Source organism: Allobosea sp. GW823-FHT01F03, from assembly GCF_058798075.1.
Map to the genome: position 1 here is coordinate 197943 of NZ_CM179505.1, position 24122 is coordinate 222064.

The window sequence follows — 24122 nt, forward strand, 5'->3', positions numbered from 1 at the left end:
GGCTGATAGGCTGAACATGCCGAACGGCCAGGAGATTCGCTTGACGCAGACGACAACGCCGCCGATCCGCCGAGCGATCGTGCTGGCGGCCGGGCTCGGCAAGCGCATGCGCCCGATCACCGACACTCTGCCGAAGCCGCTGGTCGCTATCGGCGGCAAGACCATGCTCGACCATGCGCTCGACCGGTTGGCGGAAGCCGGCGTCGAGCGGGCGGTGGTCAATGTCCACCATCTGCCGGAGCGCATCGAAGACCATCTCGCGGCGCGCGAGCGGCCGCAGATCGTGATCTCCGACGAGCGCGGCCTTTTGCTGGAAACCGGCGGCGGCGCCAAGAAGGCGCTGCCCGAACTCGGAACCGAGCCGTTCTTCAGCGTCAACGCCGACTCGCTGTGGAGCGAGAACGGCATCTCCAACCTGTCCGCCATGGCCGCGGCCTGGGACCCGGCCCGGATGGACCTCTTGCTGCTGCTCTCGGAGCGCGCGGGGAGCGTCGGCTTCGACGGCGCCGGCGATTTCTTCCGCGATGCAGAGGGTCGGCTGACCAGGCGCGGCAAGGCCGCCAGCGCTCCCTTCGTCTATGCCGGCGTCGCGATCATCAAGCCGGAGCTCTTCGCCGACACGCCGGAAGGCTCGTTCTCGTTCAACCTGCTCTTCGACCGGGCGATCGCGGCCCGCCGGCTGTTCGGCCATGAGCTCGACGGGCGCTGGCTGCATGTCGGCACGCCGGAGGCGATCCCGCTCGCCGAGGCTGCCTACGCCGCCCATCGGGCCTGAGCGGCATGGCCGGGCTCAACCTGTTCAGCATCCCGGCCGGCGCGCCCTTCCTGGCCGTGCTGGCGGAGGCGCTGCTGGCCGGGCGCTTCGGCAAGGCCCATGACCCCGGCGACCCGACGGCGCTGTCGCGCACGACGCTCTATCTGCCGACCCAGCGCGCCGCCCGCGCCCTCGCGGCGATCCTGTCGGAAAAACTCGGCGGCCGGCCGCTGCTCCTGCCGCGCATCGTGCCGCTCGGCGATGTCGACGAGGCCGAGACGGCGCTGATCGCCGGCTCCGGCGAGATGCTGGCGCGCGTCGCGCCGATCGAACCGCTGCAACGCCGGCTGATCCTGGCCCGGCTGATCGCGCAATGGGGCAAGGCGGCCAACCGCCAGCATCTGCGGCTCGATCCGGCCGAGCCGGCGCTGGTGCCCTCGACGCTCGCCGAGGCCTGGGGCCTCGCCGGCGACCTCGCCGGCCTGCTCGACCAGATGCAGACCGAGGGCGTGGCGCCGGAGCGGCTACGTGGCCTCGACGCCGCCCGCTTCGACGAGATCTGGCAGTTCAACGCCCGTTTCCTCGATATCGTCGCCGAGACCTGGCCGGCGATCCTGGCCGAGCGCGGCGAATGCGACCCGGCCGATTTTCGCAACCGCATGCTCGAAGCCGAGCGCCGGCGCCTCGAGGCCGGCGGCCTCTCCGGCCCGGTGATCGCTGCGGGCTCGACCGGCACGGTGCCGGCGACCGCAAGGCTGCTCGCCACGATCGCGCGCCTGCCCAACGGCGCGGTAGTGCTGCCCGATCTCGACGAAGCCCTGCCGGAGCCGGCCTGGCGTGCGATCTCCGGCGAGCCGGCGCCCTCGCATCCGCAGGCCGCCCTGCATCATCTCCTGGATGTGATCGGCGCTGGCCGCGACGAGGTCGAGTGTCTCGCCCGGCCAGCCGAAGCGCTTGCCGCCCGGCGTGATCTGCTGCGGCAGGCGATGCTGCCGGCGACGGTCACCGATGGCTGGGCCGGCATCGCCGCCGCGCCCGGCGCGGACACGATGCTCGCCGGCCTGCGCGTCGTCGAGGCCGCCGACGAGCGCGAGGAGGCGCTGGTCGCTGCGCTCGCTTTGCGCGAGGCTCTGGAACGGCCCGGCGAACGGGCGGCGCTGATCACGCCGGATCGCGGTCTCGCCGAGCGCGTCGCGATCGAGCTTCGGCGCTGGGGCATCGTCGCCGACGATTCCGCCGGCTTGCCGCTCGGGCGCTGGCCGGCCGGGGCGCTGCTGCGCCTCGTGCTCGACGCCGTCGCGACGGAATTCGCGCCGGCCGGCATCGTCGCCCTGCTGGCGCATCCGCTCTGCCGGCTCGGCCTCAGCGAAGCCATGCTGCGCCAGGGTGCGGCGACGCTGGAGATCGGCTGCTGGCGCGGCGAGACGGTCGGCCGCGGCCTGACCGGGCTGCACCGGGCCTTTGCCGGGATCGAGGACTTGATCGATGCCAAGCATGCGCCGCGCCCGCGTCGCAAGCTGATGCCGGAGGATCGCGCCGCCGCCGAACAGGTTCTCGCCCGCCTCGACGCGGCCTTGTCGCCGCTGGCGGCGGCGCTCGCCCGGCGCGAGCCGGTACTCGCCGAGGTCGCGGGAGCCGCCCGCGCCGCCGTCGCGGCGCTCGGCAGCGACGAGAGCGGCAGTTCTCTGGTCTTCCGCGGCCCCGATGGCGAGGCGCTGGCCGCATTGTTCGACGAGATCGAGGCCGCGCTGGCGGAGGCCCCGACGGAAGGGCGGGCGCGCGACTGGATCGCTATCCTCTCCGGGCTGATCGACGAGCGCGCGGTGGTCAGGCGCGAGCCCGGTCATCCCCGCCTGAAGATCTGGGGCCTGCTCGAAGCCCGCCTGCTCGAAGCGGAGCATGTCGTGCTCGGCGGCCTGATCGAGGGCGTCTGGCCGCCGGCGACGCAGACCGATTCTTTCCTCAACCGGCCGATGCGCGCCGAGCTCGGCCTCACCTCGCCGGAACGGCGCATCGGCCAGACCGCGCATGACTTCGTCCAGGCGGCGCTGGCGGGCAGGGTGACGCTGACCCGCGCCCGCAAGGCCGGCGAGGCGGAGACTATCCCCTCGCGCTTCTGGCAGCGCCTGAAGGCGGTGACGCCGGCCGATGCCTGGCAGGCGACCGAGGCGCGCGGCCGCGAGCTGATCGGCTGGGCCGGCCTGCTCAGTGCCCCGGCGCGGGCGACGCCGGCGAGCCGGCCGAAGCCGGTGCCCGCGCCGCACCTGCATCCGAAGCGGCTCAGCGTCACCGAGGTCGAGACGCTCTATCGCGACCCCTATGCGCTGTTCGCCCGCAAGATCCTGAAGCTCGACGCCCTGCCCGAGATGGCGGAGGACCCCGGCGCCTCCGATCGCGGCTCGCTGCTGCACGACATCGTCGCCGAGTTCGCGCAGACCTATCCCGAGCAGATGCCGGCCGCCGCCGCCGCCAGCCTGATCGAGATCGGCGAGCGGATGTTCCGCGCCTTCGACGAGACGCCGGAGGTGCGCGCCTTCTGGTGGCCGCGCTTCCTGATGATCGTGCAGAACTTCGTCGGCTGGGAGGAGAGGCGGCGCCCGGAACTCGCCAGGGTCGCGGTCGAGCACGACACGCAAGGCGAATTTGCCCTGCCGGGCGGTGGTGGCATCCTGCTGACCGGCCGCGCCGACCGGATCGAGGTAACGCGCGAGGGCAAGCTCAGGATCATCGACTTCAAGACCGGGGCGCCGCCGAGCGACGAGCAGGTCCGGCTCGGTTTCGCCCCGCAATTGACGCTCGAAGCGGAGCTCGCACTGCGCCACGGCTTTCCGCCCACCGTCAGGGCGGCGCCGGTCGAGGCGCTCATGTACCTGAAGCTCGGCCACGACCCGAAGAGCTGGCAGAAGGACAAGAAGCTCGCCTTCAAGGACGAGAGCCAGGCCGACGTCACCGCCCGCCATCTTGCGCATCTGCTCGCGCATCTTTCAGATTTGCGGGCCGGCAAGGAGCCCTATGTCTCGCGGCGGGCGCCGGCCTACATCAAATATGCCAGCCCCTATGACCAGCTCGCCCGAGTCAAGGAATGGTCGGCCGCGCCCGGCCTCGGCTCCGAGACGGGAGACGAGGCATGAGTGCCCACGCCACCCCTTCCGGCTGGGTCATCCCTGAGCTGACGAAGGCCAATCAGGCGCTGGCGGCCGAACCCGATCTCAGCGCCTGGGTGGCCGCCAATGCCGGCTCGGGCAAGACGCATGTGCTGGTCAACCGGGTGCTGCGGCTCCTGCTCGACGGGGTTGCGCCCGGGCGGATGCTCTGCATCACCTATACCAAGGCCGCCGCCGCCAACATGTCGAACCGGCTGTTCCGGGCGCTCTCGGAATGGGCCGTAGCAGATGACGAGGCGCTACGCGCAACCCTGGCGAAGCTGACCGGGCAGGCGCCCGGCGCTGCCGGCCTCGCCCGGGCACGGCGGCTGTTCGCGCAGGCGCTGGAGACGCCGGGCGGCCTCAAGATCGAGACCATCCACGCCTTCTGCACCCGCGTTCTGCAGAGCGCCCCCTTCGAGGCGAACGTGCCGGCGCGCTTCGAGGTCGCCGACGATCTCGCCCAGGACGAGCTGATGCGCGATGCCAGGCGCGATCTGCTGGCGACCGCCGCCGCCGATCCCGACGGACCGCAGGCGCGGGCGCTGCGTTTCATGGCGCGTGAGGCGGCGCAGGATAGTTTCGACCAGATCATGCGCGAGGCGCTGCACCAGCGCGCGCTGTTCAATGACAGCCTCGGCCGGGCGCGCAGCCCGGAGGAGATGGAAGCCGGCATCGCCGCCTTCCTCGGCATCGCGACGGCGCTGACGCCCGAGATAGTTCAGCAGCGCTTCGGGGCGGAGCTCGCCAGCATCGGCGGCATCTCGGCACTGATCGACAGCTTCGATGCCGGCAGCGCGACGCGGCAGAAGGCGGCGGCGGCGCTGCGGCTCGCGCTCTCCACGGAAGCCGGGATCGACCCGGTCGCCGCCTGCCGGGCCGGCATCCTGACCCTCGAAGGCACGGTCAGCCAGCATGTCCGCGGCAAGGGCAATAGCGCCCTGCCGGCCCATCTCGACGAGGCGCTCGATACCGTCACCGGCTGCCTGCTGCGTGCGATCGAGCAGCTCAACGCCATCGCCGTGCGCGAGCGCAGCAATGCGCTTGCCGTGCTGGTGACGCATATCCTTTCCGCCTATCAGCGGCTGAAGGCACAGCGCTCGCTGCTCGACTATGACGATCTGATCGGCAAGACGCGCTCGCTGCTCGACCGGGTCGACCCGGCCTGGGCGCTCTACAAGCTCGATGCCGGCATCGACCACATCCTGCTCGACGAGGCGCAGGACACCAGCGCGGCGCAATGGGCGATCCTGCGCCGCCTCGCCGAGGAGTTCTCCGCCGGCGCGGGCGCGCGTGATCAGGCGCGGCCGCGTACAGTCTTCGTGGTCGGCGACGAGAAGCAGTCGATCTACGGCTTCCAGGGGGCGGCGCCGCGGCATTTCGGCGAGGAACGCGCCCGGCTGGGCAAGCGGCTGGACGCGGCCGGCCAGCGCTTCGCGCCGATCAGCCTCAACACCTCCTTCCGCTCGGCGCCGGACATCATGCAGGCGGTCGACGCCGTCTTCGCGCCGCAGGCGCATTGGCGCGGCCTCGTCTTCGACGGCGGCGCCGGGCCGGAACGGCACGATACGGTCAGGCAGGCGGCGATCGGCGCGGTCGATCTCTGGCCGATCTCGGCCGACGATGCCGGTGACAAGCCCGATGCCTGGACGACTCCGGTCGACGCGCCCGAGCGCCGCTCCGGGCTGGTCAAGCTTGCCGCGCGCATCGCCGAGGTGCTGAAGCGCTGGAAAGAGGCCGGCCATGACGATCTCGGCCGGCGGTTCAAGCCGGGCGACGTGATGATCCTGCTGCGCCAGCGCGGGGCGCTGTTCGAGGCGATCGTCAAGGCGCTGAAAGATGCCGGCGTGCCCGTCGCCGGGCGCGACCGGCTGACGCTCGCCGAGCATCCCGCCATCGAGGATCTGGTCGCGCTCGGCCGCGCCATCCTGCTGCCGCAGGACGACCTTTCGCTGGCGATCACGCTGAAGACCCCGCTCTTCGGGCTGGACGACGACGACCTGCTACGCTTCGCGCCGGAGCGGCAAGGCTCGCTGCGCGAGGCGCTGCGCGAGGCCGCCGAAAACGAGCCGCGCTATGCCGCCGTCGAGGCAAGGCTGACCGCGCTCGCCGAGGATGCCGGGCGCAACGGCCCGTTCCGCTTCTTCGCCGGCCTGCTCGGGCCGGGCGGCGGGCGCAATCTCGCTCTGGCGCGGCTCGGGCCGGAGGCGGGCGACGCGCTCGACGCCTTCCTCAGCGCGGCGCTCGACCATGAACGGCGCTACGGGCCTTCGCTCGCCGGCTTCCTGCACCATATCGGTGCGGTCGCAACGCAGGTGAAGCGCGATCTCTCGGCCAGTGCCGGCGAGGTCCGGGTGATGACGGTGCATGGCTCGAAGGGGCTGGAGGCGCCGGTGGTCATCCTCGCCGATCTCGGCGTCGCGCCCGGCGAGCGGCGCCTGCCGAAGCTGATCGGCGTCGAAACGCCGGGCGGCGTGCCGGTGCCGATCTGGGCGCCGGCCAAGGCCGGCGATTCCAGCGCGACCCGCGGCGCCAAGGACGAGATCGTCGCCCAGATGATCGAGGAGCATCACCGCCTGCTCTATGTCGCGATGACGCGGGCCGAAGAGCGGCTGATCCTGTGCGGCGTGCAGGCCAAGGGCGAGGCGCCGGAGGGTTCCTGGTACGCCATGGCCGAGCTCGGGCTCTCTGGCTCGACGAGCGGGCTCGGCGAGGTCGCGGCGCCCGATGGCGATGGCACGGTCCGGCGCTTCATGGTCTCGCAGCCGCAGGCCCAGCCTAAAGCCGACACACAGGCGACGCAGGCCGGCGCCATCGCCCCGGCCTGGCTCGCCCGCTCCGCCCCGCCGGAGCAGGAGGCGCTGCCGCCGCTGCGGCCCTCCAACGCGCTGGGCGCCGCCGACGCCGCGGCCCGTCCGGCCGACGGCCCGTTCCTCGCCGAAGCGGCGGCGGCGGGGCGCCTGGCGCATCTCCTGCTCCAGATCCTGCCGGAGGTCCCGGCCGAAAGGCGCGGCGAGACCGCCCGCGCTCTGGCGGAAGCGCGCGGGACCAATCTTCCGGCCGAGCGCCGCCAGCGCATCTGCGCCGAGGCGCTGGCGCTGATCGCACGGCCGGAGCTGGCGGCGCTGTTCGCGCCGGGCAGCCTGGCCGAAGCGCCGCTCGCCGGCGAGGTGACCTTGCCCGGCGGGCAGGTGCGCCTGGTGATCGGCCGGATCGACCGGCTCGCGGCGACCGATGACGAGGTGCTGATCGCCGATTTCAAGACGGCGGCGCGGGCGCCGAAGGACGCCGCCTCCCTGCCCGCGACGACGTTGGCGCAGCTCGCCGTCTACCGGCGCCTGGTCGGCGAGATCTATCCGGGCCGGACTGTCAGAGCGCTGGCGATCTACACGGCAAACCTCACCGTGCTCGAGCCGAGCGCGACGGAACTCGATGCCGTTCTGGCGAATTTGGCAGGGTAGACCTGCTTGATCGTGAGGCGAGCCAGCCTTGACCCTGGCGGCGTCGGTTCATAGCTTCCGGAACGAATGGCGGCGCGAAAGCCGTCTCGCAAATCGAAAAGGCGACAGCCATGGCGACGACGAAAGTGACCGATGCGAGCTTCGAGGCCGATGTCCTCAAGTCGAGCCAGCCGGTGGTGGTGGATTTCTGGGCCGAGTGGTGCGGTCCCTGCCGGATGATCGGCCCGGCGCTCGAGGAGATCGCCGGCGCGCTCGACGGCAAGGTCAAGATCGTGAAGATGAATGTCGACGAGAACCAGCAGATCCCGGCCCAGTTCGGCATCCGCTCGATCCCGACCCTGATGCTGTTCAAGGACGGCAAGCTGGCCTCGCAGAAGGTCGGCGCCGCCCCGAAGAGCGACCTTTCGCGCTGGATCTCGGCCGCGGTCTGACGGCGTTCGGCTGAAACCAAAAGGCCCGCCTTCCCCGGGGAAGGCGGGCCTTTTTATATTCTTGCGGCGCCGTGATCCCGGCTGGAGCGAAGCGGGAGACCTCAGCCTTTGCGGTTGTCGAGCGCGAAGGAGCCCGGGCCGGCGAAGAACAGGTAGAAGAAGATGAAGCAGAACAGCAGGGCCGGCTCGCCGCCATTGAGCAGCGGATAGAAGCTCTTGGGCCCATGCGCCATCCAGTAGGCGACGGCCATCAGCCCCGACAGGATGAAGGCGGTCGGGCGGGTGAGGAGGCCGACCGCGAGCAGCGCGCCGCCGACGACTTCGAGTACCGCAGCGGTCCAGCTCAGGCTGAAGGCGGCCGGCATGCCCCAGGACGGCGCAACCGGAAAGGCGAAGAGCTTCTGGGTGCCATGGGTGAAGAAGGTCAGCGCGGTCACGATGCGCAGCAGGGCAAGCGAATGCGGAGCAAAGCGGCCGAGTGAATCCAAGCGTGGCATGCAGAAATTCTTTCCTATTCGAGACTAGATTAGAGAAATTCCATTCGAATGGCGATCTTTGCTGGCAAATATCTGATTCACCACTCAAGGCGGTTGTCAGCGACGGCTCAGGGGCGATCAACTCACATTTTCGTTTGCAGTGCAGCAAAGGACGGCGGCGGCAAATCCGCCACAGTGCGGAAAACTCGCCTCTTTGGCGGCATTCCGCCGCGCGGCGCGCTTAACCGACCCTTAAAAGCGCCATGTTTAAATTCTGTTTGGAAATTGGCCGGCCGCCTGTCGCGCGCCGGCCATGGGGCCTGAACGGGGCGGGATGAACGACCGGTCGAGACGGAACGGAGAGCGGCGCGAGCCCTCATTCGAACCTGCGCGCGAGAATTACGAGCGCGACGACGGCGAATTGCGCCTATCGGCCGAGGACCGCCCCTATCGCGGAGGAAAGAACCCCGTGGCACCGCGCCAGCAACCGCGCCGTCAGAAGACCGAAGGGCGTGGCGGCCGCAGGCCGCGCCGCAAGGGCCGCTCTTTCTTCGGCCGGATCTTCTATTGGGGCTTCGTCCTCGGGCTCTGGGCCGTGCTCGGAGTCGGCGGGGTCGTCGCCTATCACGCAGCGCAATTGCCGCCGATCGACCAGCTCACCGTGCCGAAGCGGCCGCCGAACATCGCGATCCTCGCCGCCGACGGCTCGCTGCTCGCCAATCGCGGCGAGACCGGCGGGCGGACGATCACGCTCGGCGAAGTCCCGCCCTATCTGCCGAAAGCCTTCGTCGCCATCGAGGACCGGCGCTTCTACGAGCATTTCGGCATCGACCCGATCGGCCTCACCCGCGCCGTCGTCAACAACGTCACGAAGCGCGGCGGCGTCCAGGGCGGCTCGACCCTGACCCAGCAGCTCGCCAAGAACCTGTTCCTGACCCAGGAACGCACCGCCGCCCGCAAGATCCAGGAAGCGATCCTCTCGCTCTGGCTGGAGCGGACCTACACCAAGGACCAGATCCTCGAGCTCTATCTCAACCGGGTCTATTTCGGTTCGGGCGCCTATGGCGTCGAGGCCGCCTCCCAGCGCTATTTCAACAAATCGGCACGCTCTGTGACGATCGCCGAGGCGGCGATGCTGGCCGGCCTCGTCCAGGCGCCGTCGCGGCTGGCGCCGAACCGCAATCCGGAAGCGGCGGAGAAGCGCGCCCAGCTGGTCATCTCGGCGATGGCCGATCAGGGCCTGATCTCGCAGGCCTCGGCCAAGGGCGCATTGATCGCGCCGGCCGAGGCGGCCGAGCGCACCGGCGCCGGCTCCGTCAACTACGCCGCCGACTACGTCATGGACGTCCTCGACGACTTCATCGGCGCGATCGAGGGCGACGTCACCGTCCTGACCACGATCGACACCAAGCTGCAGGCCAGCGCCGAGACGATGCTGGTCGAGACTCTGAACGCCCAGGGCGCCAAGCAGAACGCCAGCCAGGGCGCCATCGTCTCGATGGCGCCGGACGGGGCATTGCGCGCGCTGATCGGCGGGCGCGACTACACCAAGAGTCAGTTCAACCGGGCGACGGCGGCGCGGCGCCAGCCGGGCTCGGCCTTCAAGCCCTTCGTCTATCTCGCGGCGCTGGAGACCGGCCTGACGCCGGATGCGATCCGCGACGATTCGCCGGTCTCGATCAAGGGCTGGCAGCCGGAGAACAACAGCCGCACCTATCGCGGCCCGGTGACACTGCAGACCGCCTTCGCGCTCTCGCTCAACACCGTGGTGGTCAAGCTCAACCAGGAGATCGGCCCGAAGGAAGCGGTCCGGGTGGCGCAGCGCCTCGGCATCAATTCGGCGCTGCAGGCCAACCCCTCGCTGGCGCTCGGCACCTCCGAGGTCACGCCGATCGAATTGACCAGCGCCTATGCGACCTTCGCCAATGGCGGCAAGAGCGTGCTGCCCTATGTCATCCGCGAGGTGAAATCGCTCTCCGGCAAGGTGCTCTACGCCCGCAAGGCCTCCGGCTTCGGCGAGGTGGTGAAGCCGCAGATCCTCTCGATGATGAACACCATGTTCAACGAGACCATGGTGCGCGGCACCGGCAGCAAGGCCAATTTCCCGGGCTGGGAGCTCGGCGGCAAATCGGGCACGACGCAGGATTTCCGCGATGCCTGGTTCGTCGGCTTCAGCTCCCGGCTGGTGACGGCGGTCTGGCTCGGCAACGACGACAACAGCACGATGAAGCGCGTCTATGGCAGCGGCCTGCCGGCCGATATCTGGAGCAAGTTCATGAAGGCCGCCCATGCCGGCCTGCAACCGGCGCCGCTGCCCGGCGGGCTCTGGCATAGCGGACCGAAATCGATCTTCGAGCCGGGCGAGCCCGTCGCCGGCGTGGCGCCGCGGCCGCAAGCTGCGATCGAGGGCGATCGGGCTTGGGTCCCGCCACCGCCGCAGGAGAAGAACTTCCTGGAGCGCCTGTTCGGCGGGTAGAACATCGTCATTCCGGGCTCAGACCTATCGGCCTGCCCCGGAAAGACGACGAGGTCGCCGATGCCTCACGTCCCGCGCGGCTTGGCCCGCGTCGTCGGCGGCGCGGCGGCCGGATCGTCCGGCCAGGGATGGCGCGGATAGCGGCCCTTCATCTCGGCCTTCACCGCGGCCCAGGAGCCGCGCCAGAAACCCGGCAGGTCGCGCGTCACCTGGATCGGCCGATGCGCCGGCGAAAGCAGCTCCAGCACCAAAGGCACGCGCCCGCCGGCCAGCGCCGGGTGCCTGGCCAAGCCGAACAGCTCCTGCACCCGGACCGAGATGGTCGGCCCGGCCTCGGCGCCGTAGTCGACGGCGAGCTGCGAGCCGGTCGGCGCGGCGAAATGCGTCGGCGCCTCGGCATCGAGCCGGCGCTTCAGGTCCCAGGGCAGAAGCTCGGCCAGCGCCCCGTCGAGATCGCCCGGCGTGATCGAGGCGAGCGATGTACGACCGACGATATGCGGCGCGAGCCAGTCCGCCGCGCCCTCGGCGAGCCCGGAATCGGAAAGATCCGGCCAGCCGCTACCCGGCCCCTCGGCCGCACGCAGGAAGGCGACGCGCTCGCGCAATTGCGCCTGCGCCTTGCTCCAGGGCAAAACCTCGATGCCGAGGCCGGCAAGGCCCTTTGCCAGGACGACGGCGTTCTCCTCGCTCGCCTCGACCGTCAGGGGACGCTCGGCCAGGATCAGCGCCCCGAAACGCCGGCTGGCGCGGGCGCGCAGCGCCCTGGCGGCGCGATCGAACGAGGTCTCGGCCTGCTCCGACAGGCGGGTGCGGATCAGGCCGGAGGCAGCGAGCGCGGCGATCTCGGCCTCGACGATCGCGGCGGCGCTGAGGATCCGGGCCTGAGCGGCGCTGCCGGTCATCTCGCCGACGACCAGATAGGGCTCGCGCGCCAGCCGCTGGCCGGGCTCCAGGGCGGCGCCACGGCCATTGGCGAGCAGATACTGGCCCGAGCCCGGCTGGCGCGCCTTGGCGACCCGGTCGGGAAAGGCGAGCGCCAGCAGGAAACCGGGCGAATGCGTACCTGCCTCGCTCCTCGACGACTTCGCCTGCGCCTGCCTCGCCCACCCCTCGGCGAGGCGGCGCATGTCGGCAGCGCGGCCGCCGCGCTCGCGCCCGAAACGCTCCAGGCGCTCGGCGAGGTCGATCGCATCGCCGCCGAGCCCGCGCTCGACCAGGAGGGCGGCCAGCAACGCCGCCTGCCCGGCCTCGCCGAAGCCGGCGGCGCCGGTGACCATATGGGCGAGGCGCGGCGGCAGCGGCAGCGCCTGCAGCGCCTTGCCGGAGGCAGTGATGCGGCCATCGGGATCGAGCGCTTCCAGATCGTTCAGCAGCAGCCGCGCTTCCTTCAACGCCGGGGCGGGCGGCGGATCGAGGAAGGCGAGCGTCGCGGGGTCGGCGACACCCCAGGCGGCGCAGTCGAGCAGCAGCGGGGCAAGGTCGGCGGAGAGGATCTCCGGCCGGGCGAAGGCCTCAAGCGCACCATTACCGGCCTCCTCCCAGAGCCGGTAGCAGATGCCGGGCTCGGTGCGGCCGGCGCGGCCGCGACGCTGGTCGGAGGCCGCACGGCTAGCGCGCTGGGTGACAAGCCGGGTGATGCCGATATCGGGCTCGTAAAGCGGCACCCGCGCCAGGCCGGAATCGATCACGACGCGCACGCCCTCGATGGTCAGCGAGGTCTCGGCGATCGCGGTCGCCAGCACGATCTTGCGCCGGCCCTTGGGTGCCGGCAGCACGGCGCGGTCCTGCTCGGCCTGGTCGAGCGCACCATAGAGCGGCGCGATCTCGACAGCGGAATCGCGGATCTTTTCGCGCAGGCGCTCCTCGACCCGGCGGATCTCGCCCTGGCCGGGCAGGAAGACGAGCAGCGAGCCGCGCTGCTCGTTCAGCGCCAGCAGCACGGCATCCGTAACCTGGTCCTCGATGCGCTTCAGCGGGTCGCGGCCGAGATAGCGCGTCTCGACGGGATAGGCCCGGCCCTGGCTCTCGATCACCGCGGCATCGCCGAGCAGGCGCGCGACCCGCGCGCCGTCGAGCGTCGCCGACATCACGAGGATGCGCAGGTCCTCGCGCAGACCGGCCTGGGCGTCGAGCGCCAAAGCGAGGCCGAAATCGGCATCGAGCGAGCGCTCGTGAAATTCGTCGAAGAGTACCGCTGCGACACCCTCCAGCGCGGGGTCGTCGAGGATCATCCGGGCGAAAACGCCTTCGGTGACGACCTCGATGCGCGTCTTCGGCCCGATCTTCGAGCCGAGGCGGACACGCAGGCCGACCGTCTCACCAACACGCTCGCAAAGCGTCTGCGCCATCCGGGCGGCGGCGCCGCGGGCGGCGAGCCGGCGCGGCTCCAGCACGATCAGCTTGCCGCCCTTGCTGCCATTTTGGGCCCAGGGCTCGTCCAGCAAGACAAGCGGCACGCGCGTGGTCTTGCCGGCGCCGGGCGGGGCGACGAGCACCGCGTTCGGCCGCGCGCGCAAGGCGGCGGACAGATCGTCGAGGACCGCGTCGATCGGCAGGGCTGTGTCGAAGCTGCGCATGCCGGCATGTGCCCCGGAGGCAAGCGCCTGCGCAAGCGTTTCGGCCGCGTATAGGCGTCTCGCCTCAGGCGGCGCGGCGCAGCCCGACCTCGAAGGGGTGCAGGCTGACCGCGCCGATGCGGGCCGAGACCAGCGTGTTGCGGGGCAGCGCCTGCCAGCACTCACGCGCCGCATCGACCGGCTCGGAGGCGATCACCACCGCATCGCCGCGGTCGCAGAGATAGAGCGTCGGCGGCTTCTCGTCGGAGGACCAGCGGACGGCATGGATGGCCTCGCCATCGGCGAGCGCGGCGGCGCAGCGCAAGGGCTCGCGGATGCCCGCCTCCTGCATCAGGGCGAGCGCATCGCCGAGCGCGCCGGCCAGCGCCTCGCCCGGCGGCGCGCCCTCGCTGATCCGCGCCAGCGCCAGCAGGAACAGCACCTCCGAATCGGTGGTGCCGACGCGCGCGCCATAGAGCGGGTCGGGAATCAGGCTCTCGAGCCGGCGCCGGATCAGGCCGTAGCCGCCGATCTGGCCGTTATGCATGAAGAGATGCCGGCCATGGACGAAGGGGTGGCAATTGGCCCGCGTGCTCGCCGTGCCGGTCGCGGCGCGAACATGCGCGAAGAACAGATGCGAGCGGACGAGGCGGGCGATCGAGAGCAGGTTCTCGTCCGACCAGGCCGGGCGGATCTCGCGGTACTGGCCGGGCTCGGGCCGCTCGCCATACCAACCGACGCCGAAACCATCGCCATTGGTGCCGGTCTTGGCCTCCTCGGCATGCAGCGACTGGTGGATCAGCGAATGGCAGGGCGAGGCGACGAGATCCTCCAGGAACACCGGCGCGCCGGCATAGGCGAGGAAACGGCACATGGGCGGCCCCGAATCAGGCGCGGCAGGACGCCGCAAGGTCAATCTGCGCGACAAGCATGAATGCCGCCATAACGGCTTTTTTGGAGCAGGCGCTACCGGCATGTCCACGACCCGTCCAGCGCGGCGGTGGCGGTTGCGACCCCTTCGGGCATCGTTTAACCAGCAACCGCAGTGGGGCAGGCAGTTCCGCGCCAAGCGGGCGGGGGAGACGATCTTGAAATCGATGCTGACAGCAGCGGGCGCAGCGCTCGCGTTCGGCCTGTTCCCGCAAAGCGCGCTCGCCGCCGGCGACATCGGCGGCGCGACCATGAGCGTCGCCTGGGCCCTGCCCTTCGCCGGCATGCTGCTCTCGATCGCGCTGGGGCCCATTCTGTTCCCGCATTTCTGGGAGCATAACTACGGCAAATTCGCCACCTTCTGGGCGCTCCTGCTGCTGGTGCCGCTGGTGCTGCTGCGCGGCTTCGAGCCGGCGCTGGGTGCGCTGCTGCACACGGCCCTGCTCGAATACACCCCGTTCATCATCCTGCTCTTCGCCCTGTTCACCATCGCCGGCGGCATCCTGGTGATGGGCAATCTGCACGGCACGCCGGCGACCAACACGGCGCTGCTCGCGATCGGCACGGTGATGGCGAGCTTCGTCGGCACGACCGGCGCCTCGATCATCATGATCCGGCCGCTGCTGCGCGCCAACGACAACCGCCGCCACAACGTCCATGTCGTGGTGTTCTTCATCTTCCTGGTCTCGAATATCGGGGGCTCGCTGACCCCGCTCGGCGACCCGCCGCTGTTCCTCGGCTTCCTGCGCGGCGTGAACTTCTTCTGGACGACGACGCATCTTTTGCCGGAGACGAGCTTCGCTGTCGTGATCCTGCTCGCGCTGTTCTACGCGCTCGACAGCTTCCTGTTCCGCAAGGAGGAGGGCCTGCCGGCGCTGAAGGATCCGACGCCGGACCGCGCCATCAAGCTCTATGGCAAGATCAACATCCTGCTGCTTTTCGGCGTCATCCTCGCCATCCTGATGTCGGCGAACTGGAAGCCGGGCGTCGTCTTCACCATCCAGGGCGTCCATCTCGAACTGCAGAACATCGTGCGCGACGCGATCCTGCTCGGCCTTGCTCTGCTTTCGCTGAAGCTGACGCCAAAGCCGGTGCGCGCCGGCAACGAATTCAGCTGGGGCCCGATCCTGGAGGTCGCCAAGCTGTTCGCCGGCATCTTCACCTGCATCATCCCGGTGCTGGCGATGCTGCAGGCCGGCAAGGACGGCGCCTTCTCCTCGCTGGTCGCCATGGTCAGCAATGCCGATGGCAGCGCCAACAACGTCGCCTATTTCTGGCTGACCGGCATCCTCTCCTCCTTCCTCGACAATGCGCCGACCTATCTCGTCTTCTTCGAGCTGGCCGGGGGCGATGCGAAGGCGCTGATGACCACGGGCGCGCTGACGCTGACCGCGATCTCGGCCGGAGCCGTGTTCATGGGCGCCAACACCTATATCGGCAACGCCCCGAACTTCATGGTCTACGCCATCGCCAAGGACCGGAAGGTCGCGATGCCGAGCTTCTTCGGCTACATGGCCTGGTCGGGCGGCATCCTGATCCCGATCTTCCTGCTGCAGACGCTGATCTTCTTCCGCTGAGGCGCGGCCGTCATTCCGGGACATGGCGAAGCCATGGGCCCGGAACCCATATCCGCCAAGGCTGTCGAACGGCCCGAGCCGATCAGCGCCTATCGGGTCGGGCTTTGGCCATGGGTTCCGGCCCGGCCTCCGGCCGCGCCGGAACGAGGTCGTGGTTCCTCCCTGCAGCGACATCGTCTAAACCGTCGCTGACCGATCAGAGAGCCGTTCCATGACCTTGCGCCCAGACACGCTGGCGATGACCGCCGTCCTCGCCATGCTGACCGCGCTGGGCCCGCTCTCGACCGATTTCTACCTGCCTTCGCTGCCGGAGATCGCCCGGGCGCTGGGCACCGACATCGCCGGCGCCCAGGCGACGCTCTCGGCCTTCCTGTTCGGCTTCGCCGCCGGCCAGATCGTCTGGGGCCCGCTCTCCGACCGGCTCGGGCGCCGGCCCGTCCTGCTGATCGGCCTCGGCCTCTTCCTGGTCATGACGCTCGCCTGCGCCTTCGCGCCCTCGATCGAGGCGCTGATCGGCGCGCGCTTCGCCCAGGCGCTCGGCGCCTCCGGGCCGATCGTGCTCGGCCGCGCCATGGTCCGCGATCTCTATGACGGGCCGCGCGCCGGCCGCGAACTCGCCCGCATGGGCATGATCATGGGGCTGGTCCCGGCCGTCGCGCCGGTCGTCGGCGGCCTGCTGCAGAACGCCTTCGGCTGGCGCTCGACCTTCATCGCGACGCTGCTCGTCGGGCTCGCCGTGCTCGCCGTGGTCGCGACGATCATGCCCGAGACGATCCGCCGGCGCTCGCCGGAGAAGCTGTCCCTGCTCGCGATCTTCCGCGGCTTTGGCGTGCTGCTGCAGAACCCGGCCTATCGCGTCTATGTCAGCCTGACCTCGCTCGCCTATGCCGGGCTCTTCTCCTTCATCTCCGGCTCCTCCTTCGTCCTGATCGGGATCTACGGCCTGACCCCGCCGGTCTACGGCCTGTCCTTCGGCTGCGTGGTGCTCGGCTACATTCTCGGGACGATCCTGGCCCAGCGCCTGGTCGGGCCCCGCGGTCTCGACGGGGTGATCGCGCTCGGCGTCGCCTGCCTCGCCGGTGGCGGCATTGCGATGCTGGTCTGCGTCGCCAGCGGCTTCGGCGGGCCGCTCGGCGTCATCCTGCCGATGGCGGTCTATGCCTGCGGCGTCGGCCTGACCATGCCGCAATCGCAGGCGGCGGCGATGATGCCTTTTCCGGACCGGGCCGGAGCCGCCTCCTCCTTCACCGGGCTCTGCCAGATGCTGCTCTCGGGCTGTGTCGGCCTGCTGGTCGGCCACCTCCTCAAGGCGTCGGCCCTGCCGCTGCCGCTGGTGATGTCGGCGATCGGCGTGGCGGCATTGGCGCTGTTCCGCGCCAGCGCGGCGGCCCGCGCCCAGAAGCGCTGAAGGCGCTGCCAGGCCGGGCAAAGCCGCAGCCGCTCAATTACCCATGCGGTCGCGCCATTGCCGCTCGCCGGCCATGCAGCCGACCCTGGGCGGGCGGGACTGCGCCTTCTGGAGCAGAGCCTCGCCAGCGGGGACCTCGGCGATCTCGCGGACCAGCTTGGTCCGGGTCGCGTCGACGAACTGGTGGCGCTCGCGAATCGGGATGACGAAGGCTCCGACGCCGGTGATGACGCAGTCCTCGTAATAGACGTCGAGATTGTCGATGTCGAAATAGCTCGCCGCCTTCAGCATCACCGGCAAGCCGTTGATGCTGATGCCCTTGTCGCGGGCGGCGTCACGGGCCTGGGTCACCGGCCTGCCGTCATTGTTGGCGCCGTCGCCGGAAATGTCGATGACCTTGCGCATGGCGACGACATTGCTCTGCTCGAGCAGGGCCATGCTGAGATCGATCGCGCCCGAGATCGAGGTACGCCGGCCACGCCGTGTCGGCGCCTCGCCCAGTTCCTCGGCGAAGGCGATCGCCGATTGCGGCGATTCGATCACGGTCCAGGGCTTGACGATGTGCTGGAAGTCGCCGCCGGCCCATTCGAAATAGGTCACCGCGATCTTGCCGATCGAGCCCTTGGCGATGGCCTCGTGCAACTGGCGCGAGCGGAAGGCCTCGATATAGCCGTTGCGCTGCAAGGCGAGCTCGTCGAGATCCATCGAATAGGAGACGTCGACGGCCAGGACCAGCGCGACATCGACCTCCTCGGGCGGGGACGCCGCCGGCTGGGCCTCGGGCGCGGTGGCCGGCCAGAACGCCGCGGCCGAGAGACTCAAGAGACCGAACAGCCAGGGCCGCATCGTCACCTCCATCATCTGCCGTCGAAGCGTGACGCCGGAACGCGAAGATGATTCGGGCGAAGGCCGGCTTCAAACGAATGTGAAGGAAGTCTGCTCCGAGTTTCCAGCGCCGCCAAGCATGAAAGCTGGGCAATCAGGGGCGGGTTCCCGCAAATGTGATCCAGCTTCGCGAACCGGCCGGTGCTCCCGATACTGCTCCGGCGCAGATGATCGCCGTCAGGCGGCGCGGCGCTTCTCGACGATCGCGAGTGCCGCGGCGAAGGCTTCGTCGACGCCCAACGCCGAGGTGTCGAGCAGGATCGCGTCCTCGGCCGCCTTCAGCGGCGCATCGCCGCGGCCGCTATCCCTGGCATCGCGCCGGCGGATATCGGCGAGAATGCCCTCGAAGGACGCCGTGTCGCCACGGCCCGCCAGTTCCCTGTGCCGGCGCGCCGCGCGGACCTCCGGCGTCGCCGTGACGAAGAGCTTCGCCGTCGCCTGCGGGCAGATCACCGTGCCGATGTCGCGCCCGTCCAGCACCGCTCCGCCGGGAGCGGCGGCGAAGCGGCGCTGCCGATCGATGAGAGCCCGGCGGACGGCCGGAATCGCGGCGACCACCGACGCGGCCTCGCCGATCTCGCGACCGCGCAGCCGGTCCTCGTCGAAGCCGCTCTCGTCGAAGCCGGCCGCGGTCGCCGCCGCGGCCTGCGGATCGTTCAGGTCCTGCCCGGCATCGAGCATGGCCCGCGCCACCATTCGGTAGAGCAGCCCGGTATCGAGATAAGGCAGGCCGAAATGCGCGGCGAGCCGACGCGCCAGCGTCCCCTTGCCCGAGGCTGCCGGGCCATCGACCGCGATCACCAGAGGCGCGGCGAGACCGGCGGTCACGCTCGTCTGAATGGGCTGTTGCGGCAGGGTCACGGGCGTCTCTGGGTTCTCGGCAGGCCGGCGGCGCGGGGGGGGCCGGCTTCAGCAGCGCCGGCCTTCGCTTTTCATCTCCTGCTCTAGAGCATGGTGCGGGCAAGGGGGAGCCGTTTTTCTTGCCCGAGCCCGCGCGTCGGGGCCGGGTGGTTTTGCGGCATGCGGGCCGCCCGCCGGCACGGGAGAAATCAGTATTTGACAGGCGCGCCCTGCCCGACTAACGGACGCCCCTGCTTTTCAGAACCCTTTCCGCACGTAACTCGAAGGTCCGACGCCGTGGCGAAACCGGAACTTGGCACCAAGCGCGTTTGTCCCGTGACAGGCCGCAAATTCTACGATCTCGACAAGGATCCGATCGTCTCCCCCTATACCGGGCAATCCTATCCGCGTTCGGTGTTCGAACCGCAGGCCAAGGCGGCGGCCGTTGCCGCAGCCAAGCCGAGCGATGACGAGGACGAGACCGAGGCCGGCGACGGCGCGGTCGAGCTCGTCTCGCTCGACGAGGCCGATGCGGAAGCCTCCGAGAAGGAGGCTGTCGTCACCAGCGACGACGATATCGAGATCGAAGACGACGGCAGCAGCGCCGACGATGACGACACCTTCCTGGAAGAGGACGAGGAAGGCGACGACGACGTCTCCGACCTGATCGATGGCGACATCGAGGGTGACGAGGACGCCTGAGGCGCCCTTTTTCCAGGCCCGAATGAAAAAGCGGGACGCGCTTCACATTCGGGCTTGTGTCCAGGCGAAAGCCTGCCTATAGAGCGCTTCGTCGCTGCCGCGACGAGGCGCAGGGCTCCACCGGAGCCGGCGATAAGAGAATTCCAGCCGCTCCCCAAGGTGGCTGCGATAGTGGGGCCATAGCTCAGTTGGGAGAGCGCTTGAATGGCATTCAAGAGGTCGGCGGTTCGATTCCGCCTGGCTCCACCAAATCTCCCAGACATCGGCGACACCCCCCAGACATCGTCTGATTTCGGCGCCTTGACGCGCTGGCGTGCCGGCTTCCCGGTACGGACCGCGCCCCACTGAATGGCGCGCCTCCTCCGCATCCGCAGCCTTCCAGCAGCACTACCGGCGGCGGATTCGCGTTCCGAACGATCGGCGGCCGAATCATCGGCGGATTTGAAATCAACCGGACGCCCGACGCGGCGACGACCATGCCGCGGGCATTCGCAACGCGTCATCGCATGACGTCGCAGCTGGACCGCCGAGCGCCCTACCGGTCGCGGGCCGGCGATCCAGGCCATTGTCTATGCATCGGCTTCGTCCGAAGAGCGGCTTCTGCTTCTCGGCCCGATGTTCTCGGCCTCTCGGGTCAATTCGACTCGGCGCCACGCAGGTTCTGCATGACCAGCCGCGCGACGAGGGCGGACGCTTCGATATGAGGCATGTGCCCGGCGCCGGCGAGCCGGTGGCAAGCGGCATGACCAGGCAGATCGCTCTGATGGCCCTGCGGAACGATGCGGTCGCCTCGGCCCCAGATGACCTTGAGCGGTCCTGTGAAGCGTTCGAGATCGGCGGCGATCCGGATCGCCTGCGTGCCATCCGGAAAGAGCGACTGCGCCAGCTCGGCCTGGGCCGCACCGACGCCAAAACGCTCGCGCTCCCGCAGCACGGCCTGCGCATAGCCGCGCGGCAGCGTTGCGGCATCGCCGACCAGGCGCTCGAGCCAGGGCTGCAGGCTTTCCGGGGTACCGGCCGCGAGGAAGCCGGCGAGAAAGGCCCCGTCGATCTCCGGGCCAAGGCCGGCCGGGGCGATCAGGGTGAGTGAGCGGACCCGCACAGAAAGATTGCCCGACAGGACCGCCGCGACGGCGCCGCCGAGCGAATGGCCGACGAGATCGCATTCGCGCGCGCCGCTCGCTTCGATCTGCGCGAGCACCGCCTCGGCGAGATCGTCCAGCGAGGGCCTCGACAGGGCCGCGGCGCGGCCATGGCCCGGCAGTTCCGGGGTCAGGACCTGGCGCCCGCCATCGAGATGCGGCCGGAGCATGTTCCAGGCCGCCGCATTGGCGCCGAAGCCGTGGATCAGGACGAGCGGGGCGGCGGTCGTCGCCGGTATCGCGGAAACCGGCCGGGCCGGTGCCGCAGTCACGGCGGCCGGTACCGGCCGCCGCTCGCGCAAGGCCCGCTCCACGTCGCGGCTCTTGATCCGCCCACCCGGCCCGCTGCCGGTGAGGCCGGCCGGATCGAGACCGGCCTGGCGCGCCAGGCGGCGTGCCAGCGGCGAGATGCTGATGCGCCGGCCGGCCTCGCCGGCGATGGCCGCAGAGGCCGGGCCGGCCGGTGCGACCGGCATGTCCGGAGCCGGCACCGACGGCTGGGCCGCAGCCTGCGGCACAGGCGCCGGAAGACTGTCGGCGATGCGGCCCAGAACGGCGCCGATGCCGACCTCCGAACCTTCGGGCGTCAGGATTTCGACGAGGATGCCGTCGCGCTCCGCCTCGATCTCCGTCGCGGCCTTGGCGGTCTCGACGACGACGACGACCTCGCCCGCCTTGACGGGATCGCCGACCCCGGCCGACCAGGAGACGACGGTCGCGCTTTCCATATATTCGCCGGCACCCCCGGCGAGCGTGATGTCACCAGACATGTCCACTCCTCAGGCCAGCGCCCGGCGCGCCGCCGCCGCGATCTTGGCGGCATCGGGCAGCACGGTGCTTTCCAGCGGCTCGCTGTAGGGAATCGGGATGTCGTGGGTCGCGACGCGCTCGACCGGCGCATCGAGCTCGTCGAAGCAGCACTCCATGATCGTCGCGCTGAGCTCGGCGGCATAGCCGCAGAAGCGCCAGCCCTCATTGACCACCACCGCATGGTGCGTCCTGGCGATCGAGGCCCGGATCGTCTCGCGATCGAGCGGGCGCAGGGTGCGCAGGTCTACGACCTCAGCCGAGATGCCCTCCTTCGCCAGCTCCTCGGCGGCCTTCAACGCGTCGACCACCATCTTCGAGGAGGCGATGATCGAGACATCCGTGCCGGCGCGGGCAATGCGCGCCTTGCCGATCTCGACGAGATGCTCGCCATCGGGCACCTCGTCGCGGCTGTTGTAGAGCAGCTTGTGCTCGAGGAAGACCACCGGATGGTCGTCGCGGATCGCCGCCTTGAGCAGCCCCTTGGCGTCGGCCGCCGTCGCCGGCGCGACGACCTTGATGCCGGGGATGTGCGCGACGAGCGCGTCGAGACTCTTGGAATGCTGCGCGCCTGCGCCGGCGCCGCCACCGCCTTGCGTGCGCAGCACGAAGGGCATCGTGACCTGCCCGTTCCAGATGTAGTTGTAGATCGAGGCCTGGTTCATCAGCGCGTCGACGCTGAGCGGCAGGAAGTCGGCATACATGATCTCGAGCACCGGCCGGGTGCCGGCCATGGCCGCGGTCACAGCCATCGCGGTCAGCGTCTGCTCGGAGATCGGCGTATCGCGCACGCGCTCCGGCCCGAACTCCTCCAGCAGGTCCCTGGAGACCTTGAAGACGCCGCCATAGACGGCGATGTCCTCGCCCATCAGCCAGACGGATGGATCGCGCTGCATCTCCTCGCGCAGCGCCGCACGCAGCGCCTCGGCATAACGCATCATCGCCATGGTCAGGCTCCCGCGACGGTGTAGGGCGCGCTCGGCGCATGGTCGGTGAAGGTGGGCAGCGGGTCGCTCAGCGCCCGCTCGACCGCGGCATCGACCTCGGCGCGCGCCTCGCTCGCAAGGGCGTCGAGACGCTCGGCCGGGACGCTGTCGGCCAGCATGGCGCGCGCCAGCACGATCGGGTCGCGCTCGCGCCAGATGGCGAGGTCCTCGTCCTTCTGGTAGCCGCCGACATCGCTCGTCGAGAAGCCGACCATGCGATAGGTCTTGGCCTCGACGAGGGACGGCCCCTCGCCGCGCCTTGCCCGCTCGACCGCGGTGCCGACGGCGCGGTGGACGGCGATCACGTCATTGCCGTCGACGATTTCGCTCTGCATGCCGTAGCCCGCCGCACGGACCGAAAGGTCGGGCACGGAGGACTGCGTCGAGTGATGCGCGGTCAGCCCGTACTGATTGTGCTCGAGCACGAAGACGACCGGCAGCTTCCACAGCGCCGCGATATTCATCGATTCGTGGCAGATGCCGGTCTGCGCGGCGCCGTCGCCGAAGATGCACATGGCGACGCGCTGGCCGCCATCGGCCCGGTTCTTCATCTGCAGCGAGACGGCGAAGCCCGTCGCCGCCGGAATGCCGCCGCCGACGATGGCGTTGCCGCCGAGCAGGCCCTTCTGCATGTCGGCGATCAGCATATGCCCGGCGCGGCCGGCGCAGGCGCCGGTGGCGCGGCCGAGGATCTCGGCGACGATCGGATGCATGCCGACGCCCTTGCCGACATAATGCGCGTGGCCGCGATGCGTGCTGGTCAGCAGGTCCTCGTCGTCGAGCATCGCGGTCGCACCGATGCCGACCGCCTCCTGGCCGTCGCAGCGATGGATCGGCCCGCGCGTCTTGCCGGCCTTGTGCAATTCGCCGAGGCGCTCCTCGAGATGGCGAACCGCCACCATACGCCGCAGCATCTCCAGCTGCTCCTCGACCGTCGGTGAGTTCTTCATCGCCACCCTTCTCCCCGCGCCGCGCAGCATCGCCCGCCCTCGAGGGCAAGCGCGGCTCCGGCGCGCCGTGCCTTTTGCCGACGGGGACCCTAGCGCAGTCGGCGGCACAGCGCTATAAGTGTCTACACAAGATAATGCAGTCTTGAAACGCACGGCGGAACCAACCGCAGGGCGGCACGGACGCCCTCCGATCGCGAGCAGCGGGCGGCGGCACCATCGGACAGAACGGGCGGCCTTCCGCCGGAGCATGGAGAAGCACGATGATCTTCGACCACCGCGTCTATACGGCCCGCCCAAACCGCCTGAACGACTTCCTGAAACTCTACGAGGATGTCGGCCTGCCGATGCAGCGCCAGTATCTCGGCGAGCCCTTCGGCTTCTTCCAGACCCATATCGGCGAGCTCAGCCGGGTCGTTCACCTCTGGAAATACGACAGCCTGGCCGATCGCGAGGCGCGCCGCGACGCCATGGAGGCCGATCCCGCCTGGCAGGCCTATCGCCGGCAGGTCGTGGAGGCCGACCCGCTGCTCGACATGCGCAACCAGATCCTCAAGCCGGTCTCGTTCTTCAACCCGAAGGGCTGAGCCCACGCGCCGCGC

At 69.9% G+C, this 24122-nt stretch carries 17 protein-coding genes and 1 tRNA gene; 10 read left to right on the forward strand and 8 right to left on the reverse strand.

The genetic code is table 11. The features are described from left to right. Nucleotides 1-40: 40 nt before the first annotated feature. From AC3RCC_RS00930 to trxA, 4 genes are all read left to right on the forward strand, one after another. Nucleotides 41-775, forward strand: coding sequence for a nucleotidyltransferase family protein (locus AC3RCC_RS00930; protein WP_492257314.1), 735 nt, complete (start codon nt 41-43; stop codon nt 773-775). A 5-nt stretch (nt 776-780) separates the two neighbouring features. After that, the gene (gene addB, locus AC3RCC_RS00935) at nt 781-3885 is read left to right on the forward strand and encodes a double-strand break repair protein AddB (protein WP_492257315.1); all 3105 of its coding nucleotides are present in this window, start codon (nt 781-783) and stop codon (nt 3883-3885) included. Continuing rightward, on the forward strand, nt 3882-7358 hold the full coding sequence (addA, locus tag AC3RCC_RS00940) for a double-strand break repair helicase AddA (protein ID WP_492257316.1): 3477 nt from the start codon (nt 3882-3884) through the stop codon (nt 7356-7358). Before addB ends, addA begins: the two co-directional genes overlap by 4 nt. A gap of 110 nt (nt 7359-7468) precedes the next feature. After that, complete coding sequence (gene trxA / locus AC3RCC_RS00945) at nt 7469-7789, forward strand: thioredoxin (RefSeq protein ID WP_492257317.1); 321 nt, start codon at nt 7469-7471, stop codon at nt 7787-7789. 101 nt (nt 7790-7890) lie between these two features. On the opposite strand, the gene AC3RCC_RS00950 is transcribed toward trxA, so the two are convergent. Then, nucleotides 7891-8286, reverse strand: a complete 396-nt coding sequence (locus tag AC3RCC_RS00950; RefSeq protein ID WP_492257318.1) for a DoxX family protein — start codon at nt 8284-8286, stop codon at nt 7891-7893. A gap of 313 nt (nt 8287-8599) precedes the next feature. Between AC3RCC_RS00950 and AC3RCC_RS00955 the strand changes: the two genes are divergently transcribed. Beyond that, a complete protein-coding gene (locus AC3RCC_RS00955) occupies nt 8600-10741 on the forward strand; it encodes a transglycosylase domain-containing protein (protein ID WP_492257319.1) in 2142 nt (713 codons plus the stop codon). Between the two features lie 65 nt (nt 10742-10806). On the opposite strand, the gene hrpB is transcribed toward AC3RCC_RS00955, so the two are convergent. Next, nucleotides 10807-13317, reverse strand: coding sequence for an ATP-dependent helicase HrpB (gene hrpB, locus AC3RCC_RS00960; protein WP_492257320.1), 2511 nt, complete (start codon nt 13315-13317; stop codon nt 10807-10809). Between the two features lie 64 nt (nt 13318-13381). Further along, the gene (locus AC3RCC_RS00965) at nt 13382-14170 is read right to left on the reverse strand and encodes a class II glutamine amidotransferase (protein ID WP_492257321.1); all 789 of its coding nucleotides are present in this window, start codon (nt 14168-14170) and stop codon (nt 13382-13384) included. Between the two features lie 223 nt (nt 14171-14393). Here AC3RCC_RS00965 and AC3RCC_RS00970 point away from each other — a divergent pair, with 223 nt between their 5' ends. Further along, on the forward strand, nt 14394-15803 hold the full coding sequence (locus tag AC3RCC_RS00970) for a sodium:proton antiporter (RefSeq protein ID WP_492257322.1): 1410 nt from the start codon (nt 14394-14396) through the stop codon (nt 15801-15803). Between the two features lie 211 nt (nt 15804-16014). After that, nucleotides 16015-17211 carry a multidrug effflux MFS transporter gene (locus AC3RCC_RS00975; RefSeq protein WP_291638476.1) on the forward strand — a complete coding sequence of 399 codons (1197 nt, stop codon included), beginning with the start codon at nt 16015-16017 and terminating at the stop codon, nt 17209-17211. A 33-nt stretch (nt 17212-17244) separates the two neighbouring features. Here the strand turns inward: AC3RCC_RS00975 and AC3RCC_RS00980 are convergent, their stop codons facing one another. Then, entirely contained in the window at nt 17245-18057 is an 813-nt protein-coding gene (locus tag AC3RCC_RS00980; RefSeq protein ID WP_291638475.1) for a DUF1194 domain-containing protein, read from the reverse strand. A 216-nt stretch (nt 18058-18273) separates the two neighbouring features. After that, nucleotides 18274-18900: a (d)CMP kinase gene (gene cmk, locus AC3RCC_RS00985; RefSeq protein WP_291638504.1), complete on the reverse strand. Its 627-nt coding sequence runs from the start codon at nt 18898-18900 to the stop codon at nt 18274-18276. A gap of 333 nt (nt 18901-19233) precedes the next feature. On the opposite strand from cmk, the gene AC3RCC_RS00990 reads away from it, so the two are divergent. Both AC3RCC_RS00990 and AC3RCC_RS00995 read left to right on the forward strand, forming a co-directional pair. Next, the gene (locus AC3RCC_RS00990) at nt 19234-19638 is read left to right on the forward strand and encodes a TIGR02300 family protein (RefSeq protein ID WP_291638474.1); all 405 of its coding nucleotides are present in this window, start codon (nt 19234-19236) and stop codon (nt 19636-19638) included. Between the two features lie 173 nt (nt 19639-19811). Then, nucleotides 19812-19887: transfer RNA gene (locus AC3RCC_RS00995), tRNA-Ala, on the forward strand. A gap of 385 nt (nt 19888-20272) precedes the next feature. Here AC3RCC_RS00995 and AC3RCC_RS01000 read toward each other — a convergent pair. The 3 genes from AC3RCC_RS01000 to AC3RCC_RS01010 are packed head-to-tail and all read right to left on the reverse strand — an operon-like array spanning nt 20273 to nt 23523. Next, complete coding sequence (locus AC3RCC_RS01000; RefSeq protein ID WP_492257323.1) at nt 20273-21550, reverse strand: acetoin dehydrogenase dihydrolipoyllysine-residue acetyltransferase subunit; 1278 nt, start codon at nt 21548-21550, stop codon at nt 20273-20275. A gap of 9 nt (nt 21551-21559) precedes the next feature. Then, a complete protein-coding gene (locus AC3RCC_RS01005; protein ID WP_291638686.1) occupies nt 21560-22534 on the reverse strand; it encodes an alpha-ketoacid dehydrogenase subunit beta in 975 nt (324 codons plus the stop codon). 2 nt (nt 22535-22536) lie between these two features. Then, nucleotides 22537-23523 carry a thiamine pyrophosphate-dependent dehydrogenase E1 component subunit alpha gene (locus AC3RCC_RS01010; RefSeq protein ID WP_492257324.1) on the reverse strand — a complete coding sequence of 329 codons (987 nt, stop codon included), beginning with the start codon at nt 23521-23523 and terminating at the stop codon, nt 22537-22539. 260 nt (nt 23524-23783) lie between these two features. On the opposite strand from AC3RCC_RS01010, the gene AC3RCC_RS01015 reads away from it, so the two are divergent. Next, nucleotides 23784-24107, forward strand: a complete 324-nt coding sequence (locus tag AC3RCC_RS01015) for an NIPSNAP family protein (protein ID WP_291648168.1) — start codon at nt 23784-23786, stop codon at nt 24105-24107. Nucleotides 24108-24122: the final 15 nt, after the last annotated feature.

Excerpts from the sequence above, each read along its gene's own strand:
- addB (WP_492257315.1), top strand. The coding sequence starts at position 781 with ATGGCCGGGCTCAACCTGTTCAGCATCCCGGCCGGCGCGCCCTTCCTG.
- addA (WP_492257316.1), top strand. The coding sequence starts at position 3,882 with ATGAGTGCCCACGCCACCCCTTCCGGCTGGGTCATCCCTGAGCTGACG.
- trxA (WP_492257317.1), top strand. The coding sequence starts at position 7,469 with ATGGCGACGACGAAAGTGACCGATGCGAGCTTCGAGGCCGATGTCCTC.
- AC3RCC_RS00950 (WP_492257318.1), bottom strand. The coding sequence starts at position 8,286 with ATGCCACGCTTGGATTCACTCGGCCGCTTTGCTCCGCATTCGCTTGCC.
- AC3RCC_RS00955 (WP_492257319.1), top strand. The coding sequence starts at position 8,600 with ATGAACGACCGGTCGAGACGGAACGGAGAGCGGCGCGAGCCCTCATTC.
- hrpB (WP_492257320.1), bottom strand. The coding sequence starts at position 13,317 with ATGCGCAGCTTCGACACAGCCCTGCCGATCGACGCGGTCCTCGACGAT.
- AC3RCC_RS00965 (WP_492257321.1), bottom strand. The coding sequence starts at position 14,170 with ATGTGCCGTTTCCTCGCCTATGCCGGCGCGCCGGTGTTCCTGGAGGAT.
- AC3RCC_RS00970 (WP_492257322.1), top strand. The coding sequence starts at position 14,394 with ATGCTGACAGCAGCGGGCGCAGCGCTCGCGTTCGGCCTGTTCCCGCAA.
- AC3RCC_RS00975 (WP_291638476.1), top strand. The coding sequence starts at position 16,015 with ATGACCTTGCGCCCAGACACGCTGGCGATGACCGCCGTCCTCGCCATG.
- AC3RCC_RS00980 (WP_291638475.1), bottom strand. The coding sequence starts at position 18,057 with ATGCGGCCCTGGCTGTTCGGTCTCTTGAGTCTCTCGGCCGCGGCGTTC.
- AC3RCC_RS01000 (WP_492257323.1), bottom strand. The coding sequence starts at position 21,550 with ATGTCTGGTGACATCACGCTCGCCGGGGGTGCCGGCGAATATATGGAA.
- AC3RCC_RS01005 (WP_291638686.1), bottom strand. The coding sequence starts at position 22,534 with ATGGCGATGATGCGTTATGCCGAGGCGCTGCGTGCGGCGCTGCGCGAG.
- AC3RCC_RS01010 (WP_492257324.1), bottom strand. The coding sequence starts at position 23,523 with ATGAAGAACTCACCGACGGTCGAGGAGCAGCTGGAGATGCTGCGGCGT.
- AC3RCC_RS01015 (WP_291648168.1), top strand. The coding sequence starts at position 23,784 with ATGATCTTCGACCACCGCGTCTATACGGCCCGCCCAAACCGCCTGAAC.